The following is a 26,738-nucleotide window of genomic DNA, read 5'->3' as shown; positions in this document are numbered from 1 at the left end:
CGGCCACCTTCACTTGTTGTGGATGACCTGTTCGAACCAGACGGTCTTGCGGTGCCCGGTGGCGCTGGCTCCCCACTCCCGGGCCAGCCGGCTGACGACGCGCAGGCCGCGGCCCGACTCGTCGTCGGGACCGGCGGCGATCATGGCGGGCAGGGCGGGCTCGTCGTCGGTGACCTCGAAGAGCAGCGCGTCGGTCCGGACGACCCGCAGGCCGATCCGATCGCCCTCGGCGTGCCGGATGGCGTTGGTGACGACCTCACTGACCAGCAGCTCGGCCGTCTCCACCGTCTGCGGCAGGCCCCAGTCCAGGAGCCGTTCGCGGACCAGGCGGCGGGCCCGGGCCACTTCGCGCGGGTCGGCGTCCAGCCGCCATGCGGCGACGTGCTCGTCGGGGATGCCGTTGAGGCGGGCCATGAGCAGGGCGACGTCGTCCTTGCGTCCGCCGCGGGTGTTCAGCGCGCGGATGATGGTGTCACAGGCGTCGTCCATCGAGGCCGCGGGGTGTGCGGCGGACTCGCAGAGCGCGGCCAGGCCCTCGCCGATGTCGGAGCCGCGCACCTCCACCAGGCCGTCGGTGCACAGCACCAGCCGGTCGCCGGGCGCGACCTTGACCCGGCTGACCTCGAAGGGGACGCCGCCGACCCCTATGGGGGCGCCGGTGGGCAGTTCGAGGAGTTCGCTGCTGCCGTCCTCGGCACGGACCAGCACCGGCGGGATGTGTCCGGCGTTGGCGAGGGTCAGCTCGCCGCGGATCGGGTCGTAGACCGCGTACAGGCAGGTGGCGAGGTAGTTGTCGCCGAGCCTGCGGGCCAGGTCGTCCAGGTTGCGCAGCAGCTGGGCGGGCGGGGTCTCCATGGCCGCCATCGTCTGTACGGCGGTGCGCAACTGGCCCATCATCGCGGCCGAGTTCAGGCCGTGCCCCATGACGTCACCGACCACGAGGGCGGTGCGGGAGCCGGAGAGCTTGATGGTGTCGAACCAGTCGCCGCCGATCCGGCCGAGCCGGGTGCCGGGCAGGTAGCGGGTGGCGATGTCGCAGCCGGCCATCCGCGGGCTGACCTGCGGCAGCATGCTGTCCTGGAGGGTATCGGCGACGTTCTCCTGGTAGGTGTACATGCGGGCGTTGTCGAGCACGAGGCCCGCGCGGGCGGCGAGTTCGGCGCCGGTGGTGCGGTCCATGTCGTCGAACTGCGCCCGGTCGGGTCGGCGCATCAGCACCATGAAGCCGAGGACCACGTTGCGTGCCTTGAGCGGGACGATCAGCAGGGACCGGCCGCCGATGAGCGGTCGCAGGTCGCGCTTCTCGAACTCGCCGGAGATGCGCTCGGACAGCTCCTCGGTGACCCGCGGGATGACGACCGGTTCGCCGGTGACCATGCACTTGTAGAACGGGGTGTGTTCGGGGAAGGCGAAGGACTCGCCGACCGGTGTGGTGTCGTCCCAGCGGCCGGGTTCGTCGTTGTGCTCGACCCACACCCGGAACATCACGGTGTGGGCGTCCGGCGGGCCGTCCGGGAAGCCCTCGCCCGCCAGCACCGCCGCGCGCAGATGGGTGCCGGCGAAGTCCGCGAACCGGGGCACGGCGGCGCTGGTGACCTCACGGATGGTCTCGCCGAGGTCCAGGGAGGAGCCGATGCGGGAGCTGACCTCGTTGAGGAACTCCAGCCGTTCGCGGACGGCGGCGTACTCCAGGTCCTGTTCGGCGTCGACCGGGAGCAGGGCGGCAGCCGTCGGCTCCCGCGGGACGACGGCCTCGGCGCGGGCGCGGCCCGCGCGGCGCGGCACGCCCCAGTACGGCGTGACGGGCACCCGCTCGAACTGGCTGAACTCCAGGACGGGGTAGCCGAGTTCCAGGACCTGGGCGACGATGCGGGCGCTGAGGCCCGGGCCCATGTTGGGCAGGATGTCGGGCAGGCGCCGTTCGAGATCCTCGGAGGCGGGCAGCTCGGTGTGGCGGGCGAAGCCGGGCGAGATGCGCTCGGCGGTCTCGTCGTCGTAGCCGCGTTCGTCGCGCAGCCGGGTGGCGTCGGCGGCGAGCACGAGGAGCCGGGAGGGGCCCGGGCCGACCAGTGGATAGGCCCACCACAGCACGTCGAGCCGCTCGGCGTCGGGCGCCTGCCGGGGCGGTCGGAGGCGGGCGCGGCCGGCCGTCGCGTAGCCGGTGTGCCCGCCGAGCGAGGACTCCAGGTCGGGGCCGGCTCCGTCGTACGAGACGAAGCCGTCGAGCGCCGCCCGGCCCTGCGGGTCGTGCGGGTCCTCGGGGAGGGCACCGGAGACCGGCAGCAGGTCCGCCGCGGGATGGCCGACGGCGTCCTCGCGGTCCACGCCGAACAGCCGGCGCGCGCCGCTGCTCCAGTGGGACACCAGACCGGCACGGTCGACGACGACCACGGCCAGCGGAATCCGACCCGCGGCGGTGTCGCCGATGCCGCGCCCGGGAGGTGTGTCCCGCTCGCTGCCACGGTCCATGGCCCCGGCCCCTTCTCCCCACGGCTGTCCGCAAACGATCTGTGCCGCCCGCCACCACGGTACGGCGGCGGCCGGTCGCGATGTGTGGCAATCCTGGAATTGGTGTCACCGGATGCCACCGGCGCACTGCCCGGCGCGCGGTGTGCGCCCCCTCAGTCCTCGTGCCCCAGCTGGAGGTCCCGTTCGGTGCGGCCACCGCCCGCGACCTGCAACACCGTGGCGACCGGCGGGTAACCGGCGGCGATGACGGTGTACTCGCCGGAGGAGAGATCGACGAACCGGAACGTTCCGTCGGCCGCGGTGGTGAGGGTGTCGACGACGTTGCCGGCGGCGTCGAGCAGGGTCACCCGGGCGTCCTCCACGGGGCGTCCGCCGCCGGCCCGGACGGTGCCCTTGAGCACGGCGCCGCCCGCGAGTTCGATGTCCTGCCGGGTCTCCCGGGCGGCCTGCACGCTGACCGGGAGCGCTGCGGGCCGGAAGGCGGGGGCGCTGGCGGCGAGGGTGTACTCGCCGGCGACCAGTTCCGTGATGACGTAGCCGCCCTCGCGCCCGCTGCGGGTGGCGGAGACGACCTCGCCGTGCACGTTGGTGAGGGTGACGATGGCGTCCCGGACCGGGCTGCCGTCGGCGGTGAGGACGCTGCCGGCGAGGCGGCCGGCGCCGCCGAGGACGACGTCGAGTTCCACGGGGCGTTCGCCGACGGTGACGGAGACGGCCTGCGGCTGGTGCCCGCCGGCGGCGGCGATCAGCACGTACGCCCCGGAGCCGGGCGTGCTGAGCGCGTACCTCCCGTCCTCGCCGCTGGCGCCCCGGCCGATCTGCTGCCCGGCGACGTCGATGAGGGTGAGCGCCGCGCGGGGCACCACGGTGCCGTCGGCGTGCTGCACCGTGCCGCAGACGGGGATCCCGGCGGCGTACGACGAGCGGGTCGGGGCGGGGGTCCCGGCCGACGGCTGGATGCGGGCCTGCGGGATGGGCACGTTCACCGGCGCGGTCTCCTGGTCGGTGGCGGGGGCGTTGTGGGACACCAGCGGTTTCTCCTTGAGGAAGAAGGCGATGAGCAGGCCGAGGGCGAGCACCGGGACGAGGTAGAGGAAGATCCGGGGCATCGCGTCGGCGTAGGCGCGGATGTAGGCGTCGCGCAGGGCCGGGGGCAGCGCGTGGACGAGCTGCGGGGTGATCGAGTCGGGGTCGGGCAGCCCGGTGCCCGCACGCGGGGGCAGCTCCTCGCCCAGGGCGTCGGCGAGCCGGTCGGCGAAGAGGGTGCCGAAGACGGCGGCGCCGACGCTGCCGCCGATCTGCCGGAAGTAGTTGTTGGCACTGGTGGCGCTGCCGAGGTCGGCGGGGCGCACCGAGTTCTGCACGGCGAGGACCAGGACGGGCATCACCATGCCGATACCGGCGCCGAGGACGGCCATGTAGATGCTGTAGTGCAGCCGGGGGGTGTCGGTCTCCAGCCGGGACAGCAGCCACATGCCGACGGTGGAGACGGCGCCGCCGAGCACGGGGTAGATCTTGTAGCGCCCGGTGTGGCTGATGAGCTGCCCGCCGATGATCGAGGCGCCGACGATCCCGGCCATCATCGGCAGCATCAGCAGCCCGGACTCGGTGGCGCTGGCACCGTCGACCATCTGCAGGAAGGTCGGCAGATAGCTGGCGGCGCCGAACAGGGCGACGCCGATCACCAGGCCGACCAGTCCGCTGACGGTGAAGACGGAGTCGCGGAACAGGCGCAGGGGGATGAGGGGTTCGGCGGCGAAGCGTTCGGCGATCAGGAACAGGACGGTGGCGAGCAGGGCTCCGGCGCCGAGTCCGATGATCTGCCGGGAGCCCCAGGCGTATTCGGTGCCGCCCCAGCTGGTGAGCAGGACCAGGCAGGTGGAGGCGGCGGCGAGCAGCAGCGCGCCGAGGACGTCGAGCCGGGCGCGTACGCGCGGCCTGGGCAGCTTCAGCACGACGCTGATGACGGCCAGGGTGACCAGGCCGAAGGGGACGTTGATGTAGAAGCACCAGCGCCAGGAGAGGTGGTCGGTGAAGTAGCCGCCGAGCAGCGGGCCGGCGACGGAGGCGAGGCCGAACGCGGCGCCGATGAGGCCCATGTACCGGCCGCGCTCGCGGGGCGGCACGATGTCGGCGATGATCGCCTGCACGCCGATCATGAGCCCGCCCGCGCCGACGCCCTGGACCGCGCGGTAGGCGATCAGCTGGTCCATGGTCCCGGCCCGGCCGGCGAGCGCGGAGCCGACGACGAAGACGGCGATGGCGAACTGGAAGACGCTCTTGCGGCCGACCAGGTCACCGAGTTTGCCGTACAGGGGCAGACCGATGGTGGAGGTGAGCAGATAGGCGGTGATCGCCCAGGACATCTTGTCCAGGCCGTGCAGTTCGCCGACCACCTTCGGCAGGGCGGTGGCGACGATCATCTGGTCCAGGGCGGCCAGCAGCAGGGCCAGCAGCAGCCCGACGAAGACCAACCGGACCCGGCGGGGCCCGAGTTCGACGCCCGACGTCGGGGGTGGCGGCGATGCGGCGGCCGTCTCCTCGCTCGCTGCCGGTGCCACGACCGGCTCGTGCTTCACCAGAGTCGTCCCGCCCACGAACCGCTCCCCTCGTCACACCTGTCACAATTCCCGCGTAAGGCGACAACTGCGAACAACTGCGGCGAGTTACGGCACCACTCGCTCCGGGGCGGACATCCACCCGAACCGGTGAAGGGGTCAACCGGACGTCAACACCCTTTCACCGGCGGGCTCTTGGGACTACTTCTCGACCTCGGCGGCGAGGTTGGCGAGCAGCGCGTCGTAGATCCGGCCGAGACCCTTGGGCGCGAAGGTCTTCTCGAAGAAGCCGCCGATGCCGCCGGCGCCCTGCCAGGTGGTGGTGACGACCACCCGGGAGGTCCCCTCGCCCGCGGGGGTGACGCGCCAGGTGGTGACCATGGAGGAGTTGCGGTCCTTCTCGACCAGCTCCCCGTCGGTGGGCTCGCCCACTTCCAGCAGGCAGTCGCGCACCCGCTTGCTGGTGGCCTGGAGCTTCCAGTGGACGAGGGTTCCCTCGCCGTCGCCGCCCTCGCGCACCTCGTACTCGCTGAAGTGTTCGGGCAGCAGCTTGCGCCGGGTGCCGCGGTAGTCGGCGAGGGCGTCGAACACCTTCTCCGCGTCCGCCGCGACGACCCGCTCCGTAGTGGCCTCGACCTGCGCCATTGCGTTCCTCCAGGACCTGGTTGCTCGGGGTTGGGGCAAGCCAACCACCCCGGCGCCCGGCCGCCCAAATCGGGGATCGCACGATCATGGGAACAGATGTTCTATTCTAGGGCCAGTGCGAGCGAGGAGGCGTCATGCGCTGGGAGCGGCTCACGGACGAGAGCGAACACGGCCGGGCCACCGATGCCGCGTTGTTCGGCGCGGATGCCGTGACCACCCGTACGTTCGACATGCCCGAGTTCCACGGGATCACCTTCCACGAGGTGCGGGCGCGGTCGGTGCTCAACCGGGTGCCGGGCGCCTCGCGCATGCCGTTCGAATGGACGGTCAACCCCTACCGCGGCTGCACGCACGCGTGCGTGTACTGCTTCGCCCGCAAGACCCACAGCTATCTGGACCTTGACACCGGCATCGGCTTCGACACCCAGATCGTGGTGAAGGTGAACGCCCCCGAGGTGCTGCGCCGCCAGCTCGGCTCCCGCCGCTGGCAGGGCGACCACGTGGCGATGGGCACGAACGTCGACTGCTATCAGCGCGCCGAGGGCCGCTACCGCCTGATGCCGGGCATCATCTCCGCGCTCACCGACCATGCGAACCCGTTCTCGATCCTCACCAAGGGCACCCTGATCCTGCGCGACCTGGACCTGCTGGTCCGGGCGTCGGAGGTGACGGACGTGGGCATCTCGGTCTCCGTCGGCTTCCTGGACACACAGCTGTGGCGCACCGTGGAGCCGGGCACGCCCGCGCCCGAACGCCGGCTGGACGTCGTACGCGCCCTCGGCGAGCACGGTATCGGCTGCGGGGTGCTCATGGCCCCGGTGATCCCTTTCCTGGGCGACGACCCGGACCGGTTGCGGGACACGGTCCGGGCCATCGCGTCGGCCGGGGCCACCTCCGTCACCCCGCTCGTGCTGCACCTGCGCCCGGGCGCCCGGGAGTGGTTCATGGCCTGGCTCGGGCAGCACCATCCGCATCTGGTGCGCCGGTACGAGCGCCTGTACGCGGAGGGCGCCTACGCGCCCAAGTGGTACCAGCGCCGGATCACCCGTCAGGTGCACGAGCTGGCGCAGGAGTACGGCATCGGGCCCACGCGCGCGGGGCAGGCCCGACGGATCCGCCCGGCCGGACCGGCGCCCTCCCCCGCCGGAGCGGAGCCGGTCCAGCTCAGCCTCATGTGAGCGCCTTCCGAGGGCGTTAGGGCGCATCCCACGGCCCAATTGGGTCAAGTATCGCCGCAACGGGTTCCTGGGGCCCCCAGTCCGGGACGATCCGGCGAGAGCCGTGAGCCCCGCGGTTCGCCGAGACCCTCCGTCCCGGGAGGACCCGTATGAGAACACGCGCAGCCGCGCTGTGCGCAGCCGCCGCCGTGGTGGCGGGCTCGCTCGCCGCCGTGCCCGCCCAGGCGGTCGCCACCCCCGCCGCCGTGCCGAAGCCCGCCTGGAAGAAGTGCGGCACCCGCGACTACCCGACGCTCCAGTGCGCCTCCGTGCGGGTTCCGCTGGACCACGCGAACCCGGCGGGCCGGCAGATCACGCTCGCCCTGTCCCGAGTGCCGCACACCGCGCGGTCCTCCCAGGGCCCGCTGCTGGTCAACCCGGGCGGCCCCGGCGGCAGCGGTCTGGCGCTGGGCGGGTTCGTCGCCTCGGCGCTGCCGAAGAGCGTGGCGGCCCGGTACGACGTCATCGGCTTCGACCCTCGCGGGGTCGGCCGCAGCAGGCCCGCCCTGAACTGCGTGCCCGGTCACTTCAGGCCGGGGCGCCCGGACTCGGTACCGGCCACCCCCGCGCTGGAGCGGGCGAACGTCGCCCGCGCCGAGTCCTTCGCCGCCGCCTGCGGCCGGAAGTACGCCGACGTCCTGCCGTACATGGACACCGTCAGCGCGGCCCGGGACCTGGACACCGTCCGCCAGGCCCTGGGCGCGCCGAGGATCAGCTACTTCGGCTACTCCTACGGCACCTACCTGGGCGCGGTGTACGCGAAGCTGTACCCCGAGCGGGTCCACCGCCTGGTGCTGGACTCGATCGTCGACCCGACCGGTGTCTGGTACCAGGACAACCTCGGCCAGGACTACGCCTTCGACGACCGCCACCGGGCGCTGATGGCCTGGATCGCGCGGCACGACGCCGACTACCGGCTCGGCAAGGACCCGGGGACGATCGAGGACCGCTGGTACGCGATGCGGGCGGCTCTGGCGAAGAAGCCGGCCGGCGGCAAGGTCGGCGCCGCGGAACTGGAGGACACCTTCACGCCCGGCGGCTACTACGACGGCTACTGGCCCTACCTCGCCGAGGCGTTCGCCGCCTACGTCCGTCGCGGGGCCACCGGACCGCTGGTGGAGGCGTACGAGAACTTCGCCGCGGTGGACGCCTCGGGTGACAACGGCTACAGCGTCTACACGGCGGTGCAGTGCCGTGACGCCTCCTGGCCGCGCGGCTGGAACCGGTGGCGCGCGGACACCTGGGAGGTGTACGCGAAGGCTCCCCTGATGGCATGGAACAACACCTGGTACAACGCGCCCTGCGCGTTCTGGCCGACCTCCCCGCGGCGGCGGGTGGACATCGCGAACGGTGAACTGCCGCCGGCGCTGCTCCTCCAGGCCACCGACGACGCCGCCACTCCGTACGCCGGCGGTGTCACGGTGCACGGGCTGCTGGCCGGCTCCAGCCTGGTGGTCGAGCAGGGCGGCGGCAACCACGGGGTCACCCTGAGCGGCAACACGTGTCTGGACGGGTACCTGGCCGCGTACCTGGCCGACGGTGAGGTGCCGCGCGGCACCGGGACGGTCGACGCGGTCTGCGCCAAGTCGCCGGATCCGAAGCCGCTGACGGCGAAGGCGGCGTCGACGGCGTCCCGCGGTTCGGTCCTGCACAGGCTGCTGGGCTTCCGCCGTTAGCGGCCCGCCGGCGAGCCGTCCGCCGCCACCGGCCGGCTCGCCGCGGACGGACGCGGTCCGATCATCACGGGCGGTACGTGAGGACGGACGCGGTCCCATAATCACGGGCGGTACACGGGGACGGTTCCCTAGGGTTCCGTCATGGACGATCCGTGCACACGCATCCGCCTCATGACGGCCGCCGACTGCGACCGCGTCTCGGAGATCCGGGTCCGCGGCTGGCAGCACGCCTACCGGGGGCTCATGCCGCAGCCGTATCTGGACGGGCTCAGCGTCACCGCGGACGCCGAGCGGCGGCGGGCCCGGTTCGGACAGGGCGACGGCTCGGTGGTGAACCTGGTCGCCGTGGAGGCCCTTGCCGGGCCCTCCGGACACCCGGAGAGGGACGGCAGGGTGCTCGGGTGGGCGGCGTTCGGGCCGTACCGGGACGGCGACGCGTACACCGGCGACGCCGAGCTGTACGCGATCTACGTCGATCCGGCGCATCTCGGCGGCGGGATCGGGCGGGCGTTGCTCGCCGCGTCGGTCGAGCGGTGCCGGGCGTGTCCCCGCATGCTTCTGTGGGTCCTCAAGGGCAACGCGAGCGCCCGCCGCTTCTACGAGCGCGCCGGATTCCGGGCCGACGGCGCCGAAGAGGCCTTCGAGGCGGACGGCGTGCCCGTGCCCGAGGTGCGGTACGCCAGGAGCCTGCGCGGCTGACCGGGCGTCAGCCCGGTTGCCGCTGCGGGAGGCGGGTCAGGGCGCGCACCGCCGCCTCCGCGAGTGCCGGGTGCGCCAGGGCCTCGTTCAGCACCCGTCGGGCGCGGGCGTCGCCGAGCGCGCCCAGGCCCTCCACACAGGCCAGGGCGACCCGTCGGTAGGGGTCGTGCGGGCGCAGTCGCCGCTCCAGGGTGGTGATCAGCGCGGGTACGGACTCCGGGGCACGCAGGGCGGCCAGCAGCCGTACCGGGTGCAGGGCGTAGGCGACGCGGAGTTCGTTGGTGGCGAGGGCGGCGGCGGCCCGCGCCGTGCGCGGATCGCCGAGGCGGGCGAGGGCGTGCGCGGCGGAGGCGCAGCGCGGTGGGTCGCGGTGATTGAGCAGCAGTACCAGTGCCTCGAAGGCGCGCCGGTCGCCCGCGCGGCCGAGGCGGAACGCGGCCAGTTCCCTGGCCCACAGCGGCTGTCCGGGCGCGGTGAGGACCTCGGCCAGTTCGTCGTGGTCCCCGGTCGTCAGCAGGCGGTCGAACGCCGCCGAGCCGCCCGACTCCTGCCGTAAGCGTTCCGTGAGCGATCGCAACTCTTCGTCCACGAGGTCCAGCGTAGAGGGGTCGCACCGGCGGAGGGAGCTACATCACAAAGTCAGAGGACTAGCGCGCTCGTTACCCGCCGGTTAAGCTCATACGAGCGAGTAACCCTCTCGCATTTCCGCTGGCGACGGTTTGGTGACGCAGCCGTCGCGAGTGAGCAGTGTCGGTTCGGTACGTCTGTACCGCAGTACGACCCGGCTTCGGGACAGAGCCGGTCGGAAGTTCCGCCGCCGCCGGGCGTGTGCACGCCCGCGGCACCGGCAGCACCGGGCGTGTGCGCTCGCAGCCCGGCAACACCCGCACTCTCCACGCACCGTGGTGCGTCTCCTGGGCGCACCCGGCGCGTTCCTCGTCGTCACTCATTCCTGGAGTCCCGCGATGGCCACTCCCCTGTCCGACACCCCTCTGTCCCCGCTCAAGACGATCGCCGTCGTCGGCCTCGGCACCATGGGCACCGGCATCACCGAGGTCCTCGCGAGGGCCGGTCGCGAGGTGATCGGCATCGACATCAGCGAGGCCCGGACCGCCGAGGCGCTCGCCGTCCTGCGGACCGCCACCGCCCGTGCCGTGGCACGCGGCCGGCTCACCGAGGAGGAGCGCGCCGGGGCACTGGCCCGGGTGCGCACCGCCACCGACCTCACCGCGGCGGCCGACGCCGACCTCGTCATCGAGGTGGCCCCGGAGTCGTACGAGATCAAGCACCAGATCTTCCGGGAGCTGGACGGCATCGTCCGCCCGGAGACGATCCTCGCGACCGGCACCAACGCCCTGTCCGTGACCCGGCTGGCCGCCGACTCGGCACGCCCCGAGCGCGTGCTCGGCCTGCACTTCTTCAACCCGGCACCGGCCATGAAGCTGGTCGAGGTCGTCTCCTCGGTGCTGACCGCGCCCCAGGCCGTCGCCGCCGTCACCGACCTCGCGGTCGAACTGGGCAAGGAGCCGGTCGCGGTCGGCGACCGCCCCGGCTTCGTCGCGGACGGGCTGCTCTTCGGCTACCTGAACCAGGCCGCCGCGATGTACGAGGCCCGGTACGCCTCCCGCGAGGACATCGACGCCGCCATGCGGCTCGGCTGCGGTCTGCCCATGGGCCCGCTCGCCCTGCTGGACCTGATCGGCGTCGACACCGCGCGTACGGTCCTGGAGGCCATGTACGCCGAGTCCCGGGACCGGCTGCACGCCCCCGCCCCGATCCTCAAGCAGCTCAGCGAGGCCGGTCTGACAGGCCGCAAGGCCGGCCGCGGCTTCTACACCTACGAGGCGCCGGGCAGCGGCACGGTCGTCCCGGACGCGCTGACCCCGGCGCAGGGCGGCGCGTCCACCCCGGGCCGTGAGGTCCGCTCGGTCGGTGTCGCGGGCTCCGGGACCATGGCCTCCGGTATCGCCGAGGTGTTCGCCAAGGCCGGCTACCAGGTGGTCCTGGCCGCCCGCAGCGAGGAGAAGGCCCAGGCGGCCAAGGCCCGGATCGGCAAGTCCCTGGCCCGCTCCGTCGACAAGGGCCGGCTGACGGCGGAGGCCGCCGCGCAGATCCTGGACCGGATCGCTCCGGCCGGGTCCTACGACGCCTTCGCGGACGTCGACCTGGCCGTCGAGGCGGTCGCGGAGGACCTGGAGGTCAAGCGGCAGCTGTTCGCGGCGCTGGACAAGGTGTGCAAGCCCGGCGCGGTCCTGGCCACCACCACCTCGTCGCTGCCCGTCGTCGCCTGCGCCCGCGCCACCTCGCGCCCGCAGGACGTGATCGGCATGCACTTCTTCAACCCGGCACCGGCCATGAAGCTGGTCGAGGTCGTGCGTACGGTGCTGACCGCGGAGGACGTGCACGCGACGGTCCGCGAGGTCTGCGGCCGGATCAAGAAGCACGCCGTCGACTGCGGCGACCGCGCGGGCTTCATCGTGAACGCGCTGCTCTTCCCGTACCTCAACAACGCGATCAAGATGGTGCAGGAGCACTACGCGACCCTCGACGACATCGACGCGGCGATGAGGCTGGGCGGCGGCTACCCGATGGGCCCGTTCGAGCTGCTGGACGTGGTCGGTCTCGACGTCTCGCTGGCCATCGAGAAGGTGCTGCACCGCGAGTTCCGCGACCCCGGTCTCGCGCCCGCGCCGCTGCTGGAGCACTTGGTGGCCGCGGGCTGCCTCGGCCGCAAGACCGGCCGCGGTTTCCGCGAGTATGCCCGCCGCTGACGGCGTCGGCGACTGGTTCCGGACGGAGCCGGACTGGGGCGGGCTGCTCGACCCGGCCGGCGCTCCCCCGCCCTCCACGGGCGGGGGACGCCCCGGACCTGCGCATCGAGCTGCGCGCATGCAGTACGTTCGGGTCATGTCCCAGCCCGCCAAGTCCTCACGTACACCAGCTACGCCCGACGCGCCGGAAAGTACCGCAGGCAGTCGCGCCGCCGCCCAGCGGCTGAAAATGCGCCGAGAACTGGCGGCAGCAGCCATGGAGCTGTTCGCGACCAAGGGGTACGAGGCCACCACCGTCGACGAGATCGCCGCCGCCGCCGGAGTCGCCCGGCGCACCTTCTTCCGCCACTTCCGTTCCAAGGAAGAGGCGATCTTCCCGGACCACGACGACACGCTGATCCGCGCGGAGGCGGTCCTCAACGCCGCCCCCGCGCACGAGCACCCGCTCGACACCGTGTGCCGTGGCATCAAAGAGGTCATGAAGATGTACGCGGCGCGGCCGGAGATCTCGGTCGCCCGCTACAAGCTCACGCGCGAGGTGCCCACCCTGCGCGAGGCCGAGATCGCCTCCGTGGCCCGCTACGAGCGCCTGTTCACCCGCTATCTGCTCGGCCACTTCGACGAGCACGCGCACGCCGACGACGCCAACGACGACCCGCTGCTGGCCGAGGTCGCCGCCTCGGCGGTGGTCACCGCCCACAACCACGTCCTGCGGCGCTGGCTGCGGGCGGGCGGCCAGGGGGACGTCGAGGCCCAGTTGGACCACGCCTTCGCGATCGTGCGCAAGACCTTCGGCACCGGCATCGGGGCCGGCCGCGGCTCCGCCGCCGGGCCGGCCGCCACGACCGCGCCGGCCACGGCCTCGGCGCACGGCGAGGTGCTGGTGACGGTCGCCCGTACCGACGCTCCGCTGGAGGAGGTCATGCGGACCATCGAGGAGGCGCTGAAGGAGCGCTGACGGTCTGCTGAGCTGTGAGGACGGCCACCCTTCGGGGTGGCCGTTTTGGCATGCCCGGGGTTGTTTTCTGGGGGATTTCAGGGGCCGTTCGATCGATCATCGCTCATTTGTTACGTAAAGATTTCATCTGAGGGGAAGTTCTGGCACTCAGTGCCTTGTCACCTGACACGCGGTGTCATACGTTGAAGGAGTCCGGGCGGCCGGCGAGCAGAGACCTCTCGTTCGCCGGCTGTCCCCGCAAGCGCATGGCTTGCGCGCCCGGGCGCCTGCGTCACAGGCAACCTCCCGCGCCACAAAGCGCTGCCGAAGCACCACCGAGCCGAACCGACGGCACACCTCAAAACCCTCAGCAGCACTCATCGCAGCACCGACGAACCCGTAGGCGCCCCTCCCTCAGGGCGCTCACCGCCGGAGGCAACACCGTGACCGTGAAGGACATCCTGGACGCGATCCAGTCGAAGGACGCCACGTCCGCCGACTTCGCCGCTCTGCCGCTCCCCGAGTCGTACCGCGCGATCACCGTCCACAAGGACGAGACGGAGATGTTCGCGGGCCTCGAGACCCGCGACAAGGACCCGCGCAAGTCGATCCACCTCGACGAGGTGCCCGTGCCCGAGCTGGGCCCGGGCGAAGCCCTGGTGGCCGTCATGGCCTCCTCGGTCAACTACAACTCGGTGTGGACCTCGATCTTCGAGCCGCTGTCGACGTTCGGGTTCCTGGAGCGCTACGGCCGCACCAACGACCTGGCCAAGCGCCACGACCTGCCGTACCACATCATCGGCTCCGACCTGGCGGGCGTCGTCCTGCGCACCGGCCCGGGCGTCAACGCCTGGAAGCCCGGCGACGAGGTCGTCGCCCACTGCCTCTCCGTCGAGCTGGAGTCCTCGGACGGCCACAACGACACCATGCTCGACCCCGAGCAGCGCATCTGGGGCTTCGAGACCAACTTCGGCGGCCTCGCCGAGGTCGCGCTCGTCAAGTCCAACCAGCTGATGCCCAAGCCCGGCCACCTGAGCTGGGAGGAGGCCGCCGCCCCGGGCCTGGTCAACTCCACCGCCTACCGGCAGCTGGTCTCCCGCAACGGCGCGGCGATGAAGCAGGGCGACAACGTCCTGATCTGGGGCGCGAGCGGCGGACTCGGCTCCTACGCCACGCAGTTCGCCCTGGCCGGCGGCGCCAACCCGATCTGCGTCGTCTCCAGCGACCAGAAGGCGGACATCTGCCGGTCCATGGGCGCCGAGGCGATCATCGACCGCAGCGCCGAGGGCTACCGGTTCTGGAAGGACGAGCAGACCCAGGACCCCAAGGAGTGGAAGCGCTTCGGCAAGCGCATCCGCGAGCTGACCGGCGGCGAGGACATCGACATCGTCTTCGAGCACCCCGGCCGCGAGACCTTCGGCGCGAGCGTCTACGTCACCCGCAAGGGCGGCACCATCACCACCTGCGCCTCGACCTCGGGCTACATGCACGAGTACGACAACCGCTACCTGTGGATGTCCCTGAAGCGCATCATCGGCTCCCACTTCGCCAACTACCGCGAGGCATGGGAGGCCAACCGCCTCATCGCCAAGGGCAAGATCCACCCGACGCTCTCCAAGGTGTACTCCCTGGAGGACACCGGGCAGGCCGCCTACGACGTCCACCGCAACCTCCACCAGGGCAAGGTCGGCGTGCTGTGCCTCGCACCCGAGGAGGGTCTGGGCGTGCGCGACGAGGAGATGCGCGCGAAGCACATCGACGCCATCAACCGCTTCCGGAACATCTGAGGGCCTTAGATGACAGAGCGTCAGAAGGACCGTCCGTGGCTCATGCGGACCTACGCCGGTCACTCGACCGCGGAGGCGTCCAACGAGCTGTACCGGCGCAACCTGGCCAAGGGTCAGACCGGACTGTCGGTGGCATTCGACCTGCCGACACAGACCGGCTACGACTCCGACCACATCCTCGCCCGCGGCGAGGTCGGCCGGGTGGGCGTGCCCGTCGCGCACCTGGGTGACATGCGCCGGCTGTTCCAGGACATCCCCCTGGAGCAGATGAACACCTCGATGACGATCAACGCCACCGCCATGTGGCTGCTGGCGCTCTACCAGGTCGTCGCCGAGGAGCAGGGTGCGGACATCACCCAGCTCCAGGGCACGACCCAGAACGACATCGTCAAGGAGTACCTGTCCCGCGGGACGCACGTCTTCCCGCCGGGACCGAGCCTCCGCCTGACGACGGACATGATCGCGTACACGGTCTCCCACATGCCGAAGTGGAACCCGATCAACATCTGCAGCTACCACCTGCAGGAGGCCGGGGCCACGCCGGTGCAGGAGATCGCGTACGCGATGTCCACCGCGATCGCCGTCCTGGACGCCGTGCGCGACTCCGGCCAGGTGCCGCAGGAACGCATGGGCGACGTGGTCGCGCGGATCTCCTTCTTCGTGAACGCGGGCGTCCGCTTCGTCGAGGAGATGTGCAAGATGCGGGCGTTCGGCCGCATCTGGGACAAGATCACGCGTGAGCGGTACGGCATCGAGGACCCCAAGCAGCGCCGGTTCCGCTACGGCGTCCAGGTCAACTCCCTCGGCCTGACCGAGGCTCAGCCGGAGAACAACGTCCAGCGGATCGTCCTCGAGATGCTGGCCGTGACCCTCTCCAAGGACGCACGCGCACGGGCCGTGCAGCTGCCCGCCTGGAACGAGGCCCTCGGCCTGCCCCGGCCCTGGGACCAGCAGTGGTCGCTGCGCATCCAGCAGGTGCTCGCCTACGAGAGCGACCTGCTGGAGTACGAGGACATCTTCGAGGGCTCGAAGGTGATCGAGGCGAAGGTCGAGCGGCTGGTCGGGGACGTCCTCGCGGAGATCGACCGCATCCAGGAGATGGGCGGCGCCATGGCCGCCGTGGAGTCCGGTTACCTGAAGTCCCAGCTGGTCGCCTCGCACGCCGAGCGCCGGGGCCGGATCGAGTCCGGCCAGGAGAAGATCGTCGGTGTCAACATCTTCGAGGGCACCGAGCCGAACCCGCTGACGGCCGACCTGGACACGGCGATCCAGACCGTGGACCCGGCCGTCGAGAACCGGGTCGTCGAGGCGCTCCAGGGCTGGCGGGACACCCGCTACCAGCCGCCCTTCAACCACCCGCGTCCCTGCAAGGCGCTGGAGCGGCTGAAGGAGGCCGCCAAGGGCACCGACAACCTCATGGAGGCCACGCTGGAGTGCGCCCGCGCCGGGGTCACCACCGGCGAGTGGGCGGGTGCCCTGCGCGAGGTGTTCGGCGAGTACCGGGCGCCCACCGGGGTGTCCTCCGCGCCGGTGGCGGTCCCCGCGGCGGCCGGCTCGGCCCTCGCCGAGGTCCGCGGCAAGGTGGAGGCCACCGCCCGTGAGCTGGGCGTCGGCAAGTTGCGCTTCCTGGTCGGCAAGCCGGGCCTGGACGGGCATTCCAACGGCGCCGAGCAGATCGCCGTGCGCGCCCGCGACGCCGGCTTCGAGGTGGTCTACCAGGGCATCCGGCTCACCCCGGAGCAGATCGTGGACGCGGCGCTGGCGGAGGACGTCCACGCGGTGGGCCTGTCGATCCTCTCCGGCTCGCACGCACAGCTGGTCCCGGACGTGCTGGAGCGGCTGCGTGTGGCCGGTGCCACAGATATACCGGTGATCGCAGGTGGCATCATCCCGAACGGTGACGCCGAACAGCTCAGGGCCGCCGGCGTGGCCGCGGTGTTCACCCCGAAGGACTTCGACATCACCGGGATCATCGGCAGCATCGTCGACGAGATCCGGAAAGCGAACAAGCTCGACCCCCTGGAGGTCCCCGCATGACCGTCAACCGTCTTCGTCCGCGGCGCTCCTGCCTCGCCGTGCCGGGCAGCAACCCGCGCTTCCTGGAGAAGGCGCAGGGCCTCCCGGCGGACCAGGTCTTCCTGGACCTGGAGGACGCGTGCGCGCCGCTCGCCAAGCCGGAGGCGCGGCACACCATCGTCAAGTTCCTCAACGAGGGTGACTGGACGGGCAAGACGCGCGTCGTCCGGGTCAACGACTGGACGACCGAGTGGACGTACCGGGACGTCGTGACGGTGGTCGAGGGCGCCGGCCAGAACCTCGACTGCATCATGCTGCCGAAGGTGCAGACGGCCCAGCAGGTCGTCGCGCTGGACCTGCTGCTGACCCAGATCGAGAAGACGATGGGCTTCGAGGTCGGGAAGATCGGCATCGAGGCGCAGATCGAGAACGCGCAGGGCCTGAACAACGTCAACGAGATCGCGCAGGCATCCCCGCGCATCGAGACGATCATCTTCGGCCCGGCCGACTTCATGGCCTCCATCAACATGAAGTCGCTCGTGGTGGGCGAGCAGCCGCCCGGCTACCCGGCGGACGCCTACCACTACATCCTGATGAAGATCCTGATGGCCGCCCGCGCCAACGACCTCCAGGCGATCGACGGCCCCTACCTGCAGATCCGCAACGTCGAGGGCTACCGCGAGGTCGCTCAGCGCGCCGCCGCGCTCGGCTTCGACGGCAAGTGGGTCCTGCACCCGGGCCAGGTCGAGGCGTCCAACGAGATCTTCTCGCCCTCCCAGGAGGACTACGACCACGCCGAGCTGATCCTGGACGCGTACGACTACTACACGTCCGAGGCGGGCGGCAAGAAGGGCTCCGCGATGCTCGGCGACGAGATGATCGACGAGGCCAGCCGCAAGATGGCGCTGGTCATCGCCGGCAAGGGCCGCGCCGCCGGCATGCAGCGCACCAGCACGTTCGAGATCCCGGAGGCGTAAGGCCATGCAGTTCGGACGCACCTACGAGGAGTTCGAGGTCGGGGCGACGTACAAGCACTGGCCGGGAAAGACGGTCACGGAGTACGACGACCACCTGTTCTGTCTCCTCACCATGAACCACCACCCGCTCCACATGGACACCAACTATGCGGAGAAGACGACGGACTTCGGCAAGAACGTCGTCGTCGGGAACTACATCTACTCCCTCCTGCTCGGCATGTCCGTCCCGGACGTCTCCGGCAAGGCGATCGCCAACCTGGAGATCGAGTCGCTGAAGCACGTCGCGCCGACCTTCCACGGCGACACCATCTACGGCGAGACGACCGTGCTCGACAAGTGGCCGTCGAAGTCGAAGAACGACCGCGGCATCGTCCACGTCGAGACCAAGGGCTACAAGCAGGACGGCACCCTGGTGTGCGTCTTCCGCCGCAAGGTCATGGTGCCCACCGAGACGTACATCAAGGAGCGCGGCGGCGAGCAGCCGGGCCGCCCGGAACCGAAGGCGCAGGAGAAGTAAGCCATGGCCCGTCTCGCCCAGACCGCCGGTCTGACCGACGTCCAGCAGGAGATCCTCTCCACCGTCCGGGACTTTGTCGACAAGGAGATCCTTCCTGTCGCGACCGAGCTGGAGCACCGCGACGAGTACCCGCAGCAGATCGTGGACGGCCTGAAGGAACTCGGCCTGTTCGGTCTGATGATCCCCGAGGAGTACGGGGGGCTGGGCGAGTCGCTGCTCACCTACGCGCTGTGCGTGGAGGAGATCGCCCGCGGCTGGATGTCGGTGTCCGGCATCATCAACACGCACTTCATCGTGGCGTACATGCTCAAGCAGCACGGCACGCAGGAGCAGAAGGACCACTTCCTGCCGAGGATGGCCGCCGGCGACGTCCGCGGCGCCTTCTCGATGTCGGAGCCGGCCCTGGGCTCCGACGTGTCGGCGATCACGTCGAAGGCGGTGCGGGACGGCGACGAGTACGTCCTCACGGGCCAGAAGATGTGGCTCACGAACGGCGGTACGTCGACCCTCGTCGCCGTCCTCGTGCGAAGTGACGAAGGACACCCCGAGGGCACGGCGCCGCACAAGTCCATGACGACCTTCCTGGTGGAGAAGGAGCCCGGCTTCGGCGAGGTCCGTCCGGGGCTCACGATCCCCGGCAAGATCGACAAGATGGGCTACAAGGGTGTCGACACCACCGAGTTGATCATGGACGGCCTGCGGATTCCGGCCGACCGGGTGCTCGGCGGGGCCACCGGCCGAGGTTTTTACCAAATGATGGACGGCGTGGAGGTCGGCCGGGTCAACGTGGCGGCGCGTGGCTGCGGCGTCGCCCAGCGTGCGTTCGAACTGGGCGTCCGGTACGCCCAGCAGCGGCACACCTTCGGCAAGCCGATCGCCCAGCACCAGGCCATCCAGTTCAAGCTGGCGGAGATGGCCACCAAGGTCGAGGCCGCGCATGCGATGATGGTCAACGCGGCACGCAAAAAGGACTCCGGGGAACGAAACGACCTTGAGGCAGGGATGGCGAAGTACCTCGCCTCCGAGTACTGCAAGGAGGTCGTGGAGGATGCCTTCCGGATCCACGGCGGCTACGGCTTCTCCAAGGAGTACGAGATCGAGCGCCTCTACCGGGAGGCCCCGATGCTGCTCATCGGTGAAGGCACCGCCGAGATCCAGAAAATGATCATTGGGCGCCGACTGCTCGAAGAGTATCGATTCCAGGGCTGATTGTCCGGATACGGGGTGTTTTCGTCGAGAAGAAGATCACACCCCGTAGGCGGTCTTCGGCCGCCGACTCGGCTTCCTGGCTTGCCCAGTTGTGGCCCCCGAACGGTACGATCCCGGAAAGCCGCCGTCCCCCGTCAAAGCGCGGCATCATCCGCTACGAAGGTCATCCATGCCCCACAGCCAAACCTCTGCACACCGCGACAGCCTGGTAGGCGCACGCCTCGCGCGCGGAGCATCGCCGTGGCTTCTCCCGACCGTCGCCACCGCAGCCCTCAGCCTGGCCCGCGCCCGCCGCTCGGGCGTGGCCAAGGCCGTCGCCGTGCCCGCCACCGCGCTCGCGGCGGGCATGCTGTGGTTCTTCCGCGACCCCGAGCGCGAGATCGCCCCGGGCCGGGTCATCTCGCCCGCCGACGGCGTGGTGCAGAGCATCATGCCGTGGAAGGACGGGCGCACCCGCGTCGCCATCTTCATGAGCCCGCTCAATGTCCACGTCAACCGCGCGCCCCTGTCGGGCACGGTGACGTCGGTCGAGCACGTTCCCGGCGGCTTTGTTCCGGCTTTCAACAAGGAGAGCGAGAACAACGAGCGCGTAGTCTGGCATTTCGACACCGAACTCGGCGACATCGAGATGATCCAGATCGCCGGCGCGGTGGCCCGTCGCATCGTGCCCTACATCCCTCGGGGCACGAAGGTCGAGCAGGGCGACCGGGTCGGTCTGATCCGCTTCGGCTCGCGTGTCGACCTCTACCTGCCCGAGGGCGTGGAGGTCGCGGTCGAGGTCGGTCAGAAGACCGTGGCTGGGGTGACTCGCATTGACCGTGATTGATCCGGAGACCCAGGCCGGCTGGGTGCCCGAGGCCGACGAGGTGGACGACGAGGAGGAGATGCCCCTTTCTCTCCGCCTGTCGATAGCGGACACGCTCACCCTGGGCAACGCCACGTGCGGGTTCATGGCGGTGTACTTCACCACCACCGGCATCCTGATCCCGCACCTCACCGGCAGCCAGGAGTCCGGCATGGCCCGCCACAGCGCGGCCACGGCGGTCATCCTGATGCTCTGCGCGGCCGTGTTCGACCTGTTCGACGGACTGGTGGCGAGGAAGCTCCGCTCCTCCCCCATGGGTGCCGAGCTGGACAACCTCTCGGACCTGATCAGCTTCGGGCTCGCGCCCGCGTACTTCGTCCTCGTCTACGGCATGGTCGCGGACGACGCGCACCAGCGGGTGGCCGCGGTGGGCGCGATCGTGGTGCTGCTGGCAGTGGTGCTGAGACTGGCCCGCTTCAGCTGCGTGACGATGAAGGACGGCGTGTTCCAGGGCATGCCCTCGCCGTTCGGCGCGCTGACGGTCGTCTCGATCGTGCTGCTGGAGCTGCCGTTCGTGGCGACGCTGCTGGCGATTCTGGGGACGGCCTGGCTGATGGTGAGCCGGGTCGAGTACCCCAAGCCGCGGGGTCGCCTCGCGGGCGCCATGCTCTCCTGGATCGTCCTGTCTATGGGCCTCCTGGCCGCCTGGGCCTTCGACGCGCCCAGCGGTCAGCTGCTGCTCCAGACGGGATGTGCGCTGCAACTGGTGATGGGGGCGGTGATCCCGCTGTTCGCCACGGCCCGACGGGTGAACAACTTCCGCGACAACCGGCGGGAGGCGCGGGCGACGCAGCTGCCGTAGCCCGGCCATTCGGCGAAAGGGCCCCGGACCCGGGACGGGTTCGGGGCCCTTCGCTGTGCGCACGTCCCCGGTGGCGGAGCCCCCGGGGACGTCAGCCCACGTGTTCCTCGGCGATCTGGACGGCGACCCGCTCCAGAATCGGACCGGCGTCCGCGATGCACTTCGCCACGTCGGGCTCGACCGAGGTGAGCGGGTACGCCTGCGAGATCCCGGCCCGCGTGAGCGCCTCCGTCGGCAGCGCGAGCCGCCCGCACACCGCGATCACGGTCTTCCCCGCCGAGCGCGCCGCCGCGGCCACCCCCGCCGGCGCCTTGCCGTGCAGCGTCTGCTCGTCCAGCGACCCCTCCCCCGTGATGACCAGGGAGGCTCGCTCCAGCGCGGGGGCGAAGCCCAGCACGTCCAGCATCACCTCGATGCCGGGACGGAAGCGCGCGCCCAGGAGGAGGGCGCCGTAGCCGATGCCGCCGGCCGCGCCCGCACCCGCGGACGCCGCGTACTCGGCCGCCCGTGGGCCGGCCTCCGCCTCCAGCACCTTCGCGAAGTGGGCCAGCGCGGCGTCCAGCGTCGCCACGTCGTCCGGCGAGGCCCCCTTCTGCGGGCCGTACACCGCCGGCGCGCCCTTCGGCCCGGTCAGCGGGTTGTCGACGTCGCTGGCCAGCACCAGTTCGACCGAGGACAGCCGGGGGTCCAGGCCGGAGAGGTCGGCGCGGGCCAGCTCGGCCAGTCCGCCGCCGCCCGGGGGCACCGGCTCGCCCTCCTCGGTCAGGAACCGGGCGCCCAGCGCGGCCAGCATGCCCGCGCCGCCGTCCGTCGTGGCGCTGCCGCCGACGCCGAACACGATCGTCCGCGCGCCCGCGTCCAGCGCGGCCCGCAGCAGCTCGCCGGAGCCGTACGTCGACGCCGTCAGGGGCGCGAAGACACCGGCGGGCAGCCGCTGAAGGCCGCTGGCCTCGGCCATCTCCACGACGGCGGTGCCGTCGCGCAGCGCGAAGGCGGCCGTCACCTCCTGGCCGAGCGGCCCGGCGACCCGGACCTCGCGCCGTTCGAAGCCGGCCGCGACGGCCGCGTCCACGGTGCCGTCGCCGCCGTCGGCCACGGGCAGCGCCTCGACCTGAAGATCCGGCACGACCCGGCGCAGCCCGGCCGTCACCCGCTCGGCGACCTGCACGGCCGTCAGCGAGCCCTTGAACTTGTCCGCGGCGATGAGCACCCGACGGGTCTCGTTCACTGCAGCGTCCGCCACCTTGCTTTCCCCTTGCTCTCCGGGCCCCGCGCACGTCAGGGCCAGTCGCGCCGCTGTGACCATAACCTCAGGACGCCCTCCCCGTCATGCCCCGACCGAAGGGTGGGAGGCGCCCTGGGGAGGCGGCCGGGGAAAACGGGTAGACCCCAGCCATGACCACCCGGCCCATGACGACCCGGCGCACCGAACCCGACCTCGCCGACCGCATCCACGGCGGCTGGCTCGGCCGGATCGCGGGCAACATGCTCGGCAAACCGGTCGAACAGGGCGAGGTGTGGACCCGCGACCGCATCGACCGCTATCTGCGCGGGGCCGCCGCCCTGCCGCTGACCGACTACCTGCCCGAGCCCGCCGACGCGGACGAGGCCGCCGTACTGCGCCCGGAGTGGCGCAGCTGCGTGCGCGGCCGGATCCACGGCAGCTGCCGGGACGACGACGTCGACTACGCCATCCTCGGCCTGCACCTGCTGGAGACCCGGGGCTTCGGCTTCAGCACCGAGCAGGTGGGCGACCTGTGGCTGCTCAGGCTGCCGTATCTGCAGACGTTCACGGCGGAACGGGCGGCGTACCGGAACCTCGCGAACGGGATGAAGCCGCCGTTGACGGCGACCTACGACAACCCTTACCAGGAGTGGATCGGCGCGCTGATCCGCGCCGACGTCTACGGCTGGACCTGCCCCGGCGATCCCGTCCGGGCCGCCGGTCTGGCCCGCCGGGACGCGGTGCTCTCCCACACCGGCAACGGGGTGTACGGCGCCATGTGGGCCGCCGCCCTGATCTCGGCGGCCTTCACCGCCCCGACCGTCCGGGACGCCCTGGAGACCGCGCTCACAGTCGTCCCGGCGAGCAGCCGTCTGGCCCGGACGGTGCGGCGGGTGGCGACCCTGCACGAGACCCGGCTGCCCTGGGAGGAGACGCTGGCCACGGTGTCCGCGGAGACCGCCGGGCTCGGCTGGATCCACACCGTCCCCAACGCCGCCGTCCTCACCGCGGGGCTGCTGTACGGCGACGGCGACTTCACCCGGACCCTCGCGCTGACCGTGCGCGGCGGGCTGGACACCGACTCCAACGGGGCGACGGCCGGCTCGGTGGCCGGCGTGCTCACCGGGGCGGACGCCATTCCGGCCCGGTGGCGGGACCCGCTGGAGGACACGGTCCGCAGCGCGGTGTTCGGCTTCGACGGCGTACGGATCAGTGCGCTGGCCGAACGCACCCTGCGCCTGGCCACGACCGGGTCGTAGGGGCGGCCCCGCTGGCTACCCTTCCCCCATGACCACCACTCCTGACTTCGCCGCGTACATCGCGGGCCTGCCCCGCATCATCGCCGGTGCCGCCGCGCTCTTCCGGGACGCCGAGGGGCGGGTGCTGCTCGTCGAGCCCAACTACCGGGAGGGCTGGGCGCTTCCGGGCGGGACCATCGAGTCCGACGCCGGGGAGACGCCGCGCCAGGGCGCCCGCCGGGAGACGCTGGAGGAGATCGGCATCGACCGTGCGCCGGGCCGGCTGCTCGCGGTCGACTGGGTGCACGGCGTGGGCCGGCCGCCGCTGGCTGCGTACCTGTACGACGGGGGCGTCCTCACCGAGACCGAACTGAAGAGCATCCGCCTCCAGGAGGAGGAACTGCTGTCCTGGCGTCTGGTCGCCCGCGAAGACCTCACCGCCCATCTGCCCGGCGCGCTCGGCCGCCGTGTGCTGGCCGCCCTGGACGTGCTGGCGGACGGCTCCGGCACGGCGGAACTGGAGAACGGCAACCGGGTGGGATGAGGGATCCGGACGCCGGTCGTCGCGGGCTCCCGCGACGACCCGGATCCGGCCGTCCGAGGATTCCCCCCGCGCGCCGGGCCTAGTCCTCGTCCCGCAGTCTGCGCCAGACGCGGGTGCGGTGCAGGACGTAGAAGGCGGCGAACACGACGGACACCTGAAGTCCCACCGCCAGGAGCCAGAAGACGGCCCCGCTCTCCAGCTCGTCCGTCAGGTAGGTGAAGTTCATGCCGAAGAACCCGGTCAGGAAGGACAGGGGCAGAAAGATCACCGACACGATGGCCAGCCGGTTGATCACGCTGTTCTGCTCGCCCGCGACGAGGGACGAGTAGCTGGCCAGAGCCCGGCGGGCGGCGTCCTGGAGCGACTCGATGGTCGTGAGGACCATGCGCGCCGCGTGCTGGAAATCCCGGCTGAGCTGCTGCCGCTCCTCCGGGAAGCGGCGGCTCGTGAACCTGCGGGCGATGACCTCGTCCACCGCCTGGGCGTACGGCAGGAGCGTGTGGTGGAGCAGGGCGGCGCGGCGGCGCAGCTGTGCCAGCCGGTAGATCTGGTCGGGACGCCGTTGCTGGAACATCTCGTCCTCCAGTTCCTCCACCTGGAGCAGCTCCTTCACCGCGGCCCTGCGGAAGGTCGCCAGGGCCTCCTGGAGCACGAGGAAGAGCAGGGCCACGGCGTCCTGGGGCCGCTCGCGCCGCAGCTGCGCGATCACCTCCGCCACCATGGCGACCGGGCCGTGGTGCGCGGTGGCCACGAAACGCTCGCCCGCCACGACGTGCAGGTGCGCGACCCGGTCCTCGTGGATCAGCGGTACGACGAAGGCGGCGACCTCCCCCAGGAAGTCGGCCCGGACGGGCTCGTCGGGCCGGCCGAACCAGGCCAGTTCCTCCTCCAGGCCCAGCCCGCCGGCCACCGCCCCGTCCTCGGCCGACCCGTCCTCCGTGCCCGCCGCGGAGAGCTCGACGTCGACGAGCAGGAAACGGGCGGCGGCGAGCCGACGGCGTGCCTCATGGAGGTCCGCACGCGTGCCGGTCCCCTCCGGCACCGACACCACCGTTACGATCATCGCCCTCACCGCCGGTCCCGTTGCCCCCGGTCCCAGCCTGGGCGTGGCCGGGCCGCCCCGCACGCGGATGCGCTCGGGTGCGCCGCGGGGTGGACCCGAACGGGTGAGGCGGCGAGGCGGCCTTCCCTGTCCGGGTGCGGCGCGGGGCGGGCCCGAACAGCGTGAGGCGGCGGGGCGGCCTGGCCTTCTGTCCGCCGCCGACGCCATGCTCAGGCCATCATGGTGACGGCACCCGGGCTGCCCGCGGACCGGTCCTCGGGTCCCAGCTCGAACCAGATGGTCTTGCCGGTGGCCGTCCGGACGCTGCCCCAGGTGTCCGCGAGCAGGTCGAGGAGTTCGATGCCGCGACCACCCTCGGCGTCGGGGTCGACGACGTTGCGCACGGGGCCGGCGGACTCGGTGTCCTCGACCTCGCACAGCAGGCGGGATTCGCGCAGCCGCAGGTTGAGCCGGAGCGGCCCACGCGTGTGCCGCAGGGCGTTGGTCACCACTTCGCTGACCAGGAGCTCGGCGGTGTGGGCGAGGTCGCCCACCACCCAGTCGTCCAGCTGTGCGCAGACCAGCCGCCGGGCCTGGCCGGCCGCGGCCGGTTCCCGCCGCAGGGGCCAGGAGGCGTCCCAGGCGGTGGCCCGGCCCCGGGGTGCGTCGAAGGGGCGCAGCGGTGTCAGCGTGCGGGACCACAGGGCCCACTGCCTGGCGGCCCATGAGGGCGCCGCGGCACGGGCGGGCCGGCCTCGGCAAGAGGTGAGGGGGCGGCCGATGGCCCGGATGACCATGGAGATCAGTCCCTTCTGAACCGATGTGTTCCTGTAGCACCCGCTACACCACCAATATAGACGTAGCGGGTGCTACGTTAAAGACCTACCCATAAGTCACTTATCGGACATCGGTCATCGTCCTCACTGCCGGGAGCCCCCATGCCTCGCCCGCCCGATCCGGCCAAGCGCCGCGACCTCCTCGACCGGATCCGCGTATACGTGCAGCGCAACGGCCTCACAGAACTTTCGCTGCGCCCCTTGGCCAAGGCCCTGGGCACCAGCGACCGCATGCTCCTGTACTACTTCGGCACCAAGGAACGGATGGTCGCCGAGGCACTCGCCGTCTACGAGCGCCGGCCCCTCTTGCTCACCCGACGGCTGCTGAAGACCGTCGGGCCGCCCACGGACCCAGCGGGCCTGCGCCGCTTCATGGAGGAGGTGTGGCGGCAGTTCGCCGACCCCGGCGTGCGCGCCTCGCTCCCGCTCTACCTGGAGATCATGAGCGCCGGCGTGCTGCACCCGGACCGCTACGGACCCGTCCTGCGCGACATCGTCACCGCGTGGACGGACCTGCTCACCTCCTTCCTCCGCGACCTCGGCCTGGGTCAGGAGCAGGCCCGGACGCAGGCCACGCTCCTGTTCGACGCCTCGTTCGGCCTGCTGATCGCTCCCCTGGCGGACGGCGACCGGGACCGGGCCGACCGGGCCTTCCACGCTCTCCTCGACAGCCTGGAACCCGGATGGCGTCCCGAGCCGGCGTGAGGG

The 26,738-nt window shown here is 71.4% G+C and carries 22 protein-coding genes; 15 read left to right on the top strand and 7 right to left on the bottom strand.

From position 1 onward, the window contains the following. Positions 1-9: 9 nt before the first annotated feature. The 3 genes from ACIGYR_RS01965 to ACIGYR_RS01955 all read right to left on the bottom strand — a co-directional run bounded on the left by ACIGYR_RS01965 (position 10) and on the right by ACIGYR_RS01955 (position 5,672). Positions 10-2,469 carry a SpoIIE family protein phosphatase gene (locus ACIGYR_RS01965; protein WP_399604439.1) on the bottom strand — a complete coding sequence of 820 codons (2,460 nt, stop codon included), beginning with the start codon at positions 2,467-2,469 and terminating at the stop codon, positions 10-12. Positions 2,470-2,621: 152 nt separating this feature from the next. Then, positions 2,622-5,066: an MFS transporter gene (locus tag ACIGYR_RS01960; RefSeq protein ID WP_399604440.1), complete on the bottom strand. Its 2,445-nt coding sequence runs from the start codon at positions 5,064-5,066 to the stop codon at positions 2,622-2,624. 162 nt (positions 5,067-5,228) lie between these two features. After that, on the bottom strand, positions 5,229-5,672 hold the full coding sequence (locus ACIGYR_RS01955; protein ID WP_391841736.1) for an SRPBCC family protein: 444 nt from the start codon (positions 5,670-5,672) through the stop codon (positions 5,229-5,231). A gap of 134 nt (positions 5,673-5,806) precedes the next feature. Here ACIGYR_RS01955 and ACIGYR_RS01950 point away from each other — a divergent pair, with 134 nt between their 5' ends. From ACIGYR_RS01950 to ACIGYR_RS01940, 3 genes are all read left to right on the top strand, one after another. Further along, positions 5,807-6,850, top strand: a complete 1,044-nt coding sequence (locus tag ACIGYR_RS01950) for an Rv2578c family radical SAM protein (RefSeq protein ID WP_399604442.1) — start codon at positions 5,807-5,809, stop codon at positions 6,848-6,850. A gap of 149 nt (positions 6,851-6,999) precedes the next feature. Continuing rightward, positions 7,000-8,565, top strand: a complete 1,566-nt coding sequence (locus ACIGYR_RS01945; RefSeq protein ID WP_399604445.1) for an alpha/beta hydrolase — start codon at positions 7,000-7,002, stop codon at positions 8,563-8,565. A 141-nt stretch (positions 8,566-8,706) separates the two neighbouring features. Further along, positions 8,707-9,264 carry a GNAT family N-acetyltransferase gene (locus ACIGYR_RS01940; protein ID WP_399604447.1) on the top strand — a complete coding sequence of 186 codons (558 nt, stop codon included), beginning with the start codon at positions 8,707-8,709 and terminating at the stop codon, positions 9,262-9,264. Between the two features lie 7 nt (positions 9,265-9,271). Here the strand turns inward: ACIGYR_RS01940 and ACIGYR_RS01935 are convergent, their stop codons facing one another. Further along, complete coding sequence (locus tag ACIGYR_RS01935) at positions 9,272-9,853, bottom strand: adenylosuccinate lyase (RefSeq protein WP_399604449.1); 582 nt, start codon at positions 9,851-9,853, stop codon at positions 9,272-9,274. 376 nt (positions 9,854-10,229) lie between these two features. Here ACIGYR_RS01935 and ACIGYR_RS01930 point away from each other — a divergent pair, with 376 nt between their 5' ends. From ACIGYR_RS01930 to pssA, 9 genes are all read left to right on the top strand, one after another. Further along, on the top strand, positions 10,230-12,035 hold the full coding sequence (locus ACIGYR_RS01930) for a 3-hydroxyacyl-CoA dehydrogenase family protein (protein WP_391841727.1): 1,806 nt from the start codon (positions 10,230-10,232) through the stop codon (positions 12,033-12,035). A gap of 136 nt (positions 12,036-12,171) precedes the next feature. Further along, positions 12,172-12,993 carry a TetR family transcriptional regulator gene (locus ACIGYR_RS01925; RefSeq protein ID WP_391841725.1) on the top strand — a complete coding sequence of 274 codons (822 nt, stop codon included), beginning with the start codon at positions 12,172-12,174 and terminating at the stop codon, positions 12,991-12,993. Between the two features lie 428 nt (positions 12,994-13,421). Beyond that, a complete protein-coding gene (ccrA, locus tag ACIGYR_RS01920; protein ID WP_391842160.1) occupies positions 13,422-14,759 on the top strand; it encodes a crotonyl-CoA carboxylase/reductase in 1,338 nt (445 codons plus the stop codon). A gap of 9 nt (positions 14,760-14,768) precedes the next feature. Next, complete coding sequence (locus tag ACIGYR_RS01915; protein WP_399604451.1) at positions 14,769-16,796, top strand: protein meaA; 2,028 nt, start codon at positions 14,769-14,771, stop codon at positions 16,794-16,796. Further along, positions 16,793-17,752: an HpcH/HpaI aldolase/citrate lyase family protein gene (locus tag ACIGYR_RS01910; RefSeq protein ID WP_399604453.1), complete on the top strand. Its 960-nt coding sequence runs from the start codon at positions 16,793-16,795 to the stop codon at positions 17,750-17,752. Before ACIGYR_RS01915 ends, ACIGYR_RS01910 begins: the two co-directional genes overlap by 4 nt. A 4-nt stretch (positions 17,753-17,756) precedes the next feature. After that, the gene (locus ACIGYR_RS01905) at positions 17,757-18,269 is read left to right on the top strand and encodes a MaoC family dehydratase (protein ID WP_391841719.1); all 513 of its coding nucleotides are present in this window, start codon (positions 17,757-17,759) and stop codon (positions 18,267-18,269) included. A 3-nt stretch (positions 18,270-18,272) separates the two neighbouring features. Beyond that, complete coding sequence (locus ACIGYR_RS01900) at positions 18,273-19,478, top strand: acyl-CoA dehydrogenase family protein (RefSeq protein ID WP_399604456.1); 1,206 nt, start codon at positions 18,273-18,275, stop codon at positions 19,476-19,478. Positions 19,479-19,647: 169 nt separating this feature from the next. After that, positions 19,648-20,304 (top strand): phosphatidylserine decarboxylase, encoded by a 657-nt coding sequence (locus tag ACIGYR_RS01895; protein ID WP_399604458.1) that lies wholly within the window; start codon positions 19,648-19,650, stop codon positions 20,302-20,304. Between the two features lie 22 nt (positions 20,305-20,326). Further along, a complete protein-coding gene (gene pssA, locus ACIGYR_RS01890; protein ID WP_391842158.1) occupies positions 20,327-21,145 on the top strand; it encodes a CDP-diacylglycerol--serine O-phosphatidyltransferase in 819 nt (272 codons plus the stop codon). 91 nt (positions 21,146-21,236) lie between these two features. On the opposite strand, the gene ACIGYR_RS01885 is transcribed toward pssA, so the two are convergent. Beyond that, positions 21,237-22,373, bottom strand: a complete 1,137-nt coding sequence (locus ACIGYR_RS01885) for a glycerate kinase (protein ID WP_399604460.1) — start codon at positions 22,371-22,373, stop codon at positions 21,237-21,239. Positions 22,374-22,555: 182 nt separating this feature from the next. Here ACIGYR_RS01885 and ACIGYR_RS01880 point away from each other — a divergent pair, with 182 nt between their 5' ends. Together ACIGYR_RS01880 and ACIGYR_RS01875 are read left to right on the top strand one after the other, a co-directional pair. Then, positions 22,556-23,629, top strand: coding sequence for an ADP-ribosylglycohydrolase family protein (locus ACIGYR_RS01880; RefSeq protein WP_399604772.1), 1,074 nt, complete (start codon positions 22,556-22,558; stop codon positions 23,627-23,629). A 28-nt stretch (positions 23,630-23,657) separates the two neighbouring features. Beyond that, positions 23,658-24,152, top strand: a complete 495-nt coding sequence (locus tag ACIGYR_RS01875) for an NUDIX domain-containing protein (protein WP_399604462.1) — start codon at positions 23,658-23,660, stop codon at positions 24,150-24,152. A gap of 79 nt (positions 24,153-24,231) precedes the next feature. Here ACIGYR_RS01875 and ACIGYR_RS01870 read toward each other — a convergent pair whose 3' ends face one another. Together ACIGYR_RS01870 and ACIGYR_RS01865 are read right to left on the bottom strand one after the other, a co-directional pair. Next, the gene (locus ACIGYR_RS01870; protein ID WP_399604464.1) at positions 24,232-25,215 is read right to left on the bottom strand and encodes a CorA family divalent cation transporter; all 984 of its coding nucleotides are present in this window, start codon (positions 25,213-25,215) and stop codon (positions 24,232-24,234) included. A 209-nt stretch (positions 25,216-25,424) separates the two neighbouring features. Beyond that, on the bottom strand, positions 25,425-25,991 hold the full coding sequence (locus ACIGYR_RS01865) for an ATP-binding protein (protein WP_399604466.1): 567 nt from the start codon (positions 25,989-25,991) through the stop codon (positions 25,425-25,427). Between the two features lie 141 nt (positions 25,992-26,132). Here ACIGYR_RS01865 and ACIGYR_RS01860 point away from each other — a divergent pair, with 141 nt between their 5' ends. After that, positions 26,133-26,735, top strand: a complete 603-nt coding sequence (locus ACIGYR_RS01860; protein WP_399604468.1) for a TetR/AcrR family transcriptional regulator — start codon at positions 26,133-26,135, stop codon at positions 26,733-26,735. The last annotated feature ends 3 nt before the right edge of the window (positions 26,736-26,738 follow it).

The sequence above is a fragment of the Streptomyces sp. NPDC053076 genome (assembly GCF_044546845.1).
Taxonomy (GTDB): Bacteria; Actinomycetota; Actinomycetes; order Streptomycetales; family Streptomycetaceae; genus Streptomyces.
Note: the sequence above shows the minus strand (reverse complement) of the source record. Positions and strands in the feature narration are given on the sequence as shown.

Bases quoted from the DNA above. Each gene is read 5' to 3' on its own strand.
- ACIGYR_RS01965 (WP_399604439.1), bottom strand. From the start codon at position 2,469: ATGGACCGTGGCAGCGAGCGGGACACACCTCCCGGGCGCGGCATCGGC.
- ACIGYR_RS01955 (WP_391841736.1), bottom strand. From the start codon at position 5,672: ATGGCGCAGGTCGAGGCCACTACGGAGCGGGTCGTCGCGGCGGACGCG.
- ACIGYR_RS01950 (WP_399604442.1), top strand. From the start codon at position 5,807: ATGCGCTGGGAGCGGCTCACGGACGAGAGCGAACACGGCCGGGCCACC.
- ACIGYR_RS01945 (WP_399604445.1), top strand. From the start codon at position 7,000: ATGAGAACACGCGCAGCCGCGCTGTGCGCAGCCGCCGCCGTGGTGGCG.
- ACIGYR_RS01940 (WP_399604447.1), top strand. From the start codon at position 8,707: ATGGACGATCCGTGCACACGCATCCGCCTCATGACGGCCGCCGACTGC.
- ACIGYR_RS01930 (WP_391841727.1), top strand. From the start codon at position 10,230: ATGGCCACTCCCCTGTCCGACACCCCTCTGTCCCCGCTCAAGACGATC.
- ACIGYR_RS01925 (WP_391841725.1), top strand. From the start codon at position 12,172: ATGTCCCAGCCCGCCAAGTCCTCACGTACACCAGCTACGCCCGACGCG.
- ACIGYR_RS01915 (WP_399604451.1), top strand. From the start codon at position 14,769: ATGACAGAGCGTCAGAAGGACCGTCCGTGGCTCATGCGGACCTACGCC.
- ACIGYR_RS01910 (WP_399604453.1), top strand. From the start codon at position 16,793: ATGACCGTCAACCGTCTTCGTCCGCGGCGCTCCTGCCTCGCCGTGCCG.
- ACIGYR_RS01905 (WP_391841719.1), top strand. From the start codon at position 17,757: ATGCAGTTCGGACGCACCTACGAGGAGTTCGAGGTCGGGGCGACGTAC.
- ACIGYR_RS01900 (WP_399604456.1), top strand. From the start codon at position 18,273: ATGGCCCGTCTCGCCCAGACCGCCGGTCTGACCGACGTCCAGCAGGAG.
- ACIGYR_RS01895 (WP_399604458.1), top strand. From the start codon at position 19,648: ATGCCCCACAGCCAAACCTCTGCACACCGCGACAGCCTGGTAGGCGCA.
- ACIGYR_RS01880 (WP_399604772.1), top strand. From the start codon at position 22,556: ATGACGACCCGGCGCACCGAACCCGACCTCGCCGACCGCATCCACGGC.
- ACIGYR_RS01875 (WP_399604462.1), top strand. From the start codon at position 23,658: ATGACCACCACTCCTGACTTCGCCGCGTACATCGCGGGCCTGCCCCGC.
- ACIGYR_RS01870 (WP_399604464.1), bottom strand. From the start codon at position 25,215: ATGATCGTAACGGTGGTGTCGGTGCCGGAGGGGACCGGCACGCGTGCG.
- ACIGYR_RS01865 (WP_399604466.1), bottom strand. From the start codon at position 25,991: ATGGTCATCCGGGCCATCGGCCGCCCCCTCACCTCTTGCCGAGGCCGG.
- ACIGYR_RS01860 (WP_399604468.1), top strand. From the start codon at position 26,133: ATGCCTCGCCCGCCCGATCCGGCCAAGCGCCGCGACCTCCTCGACCGG.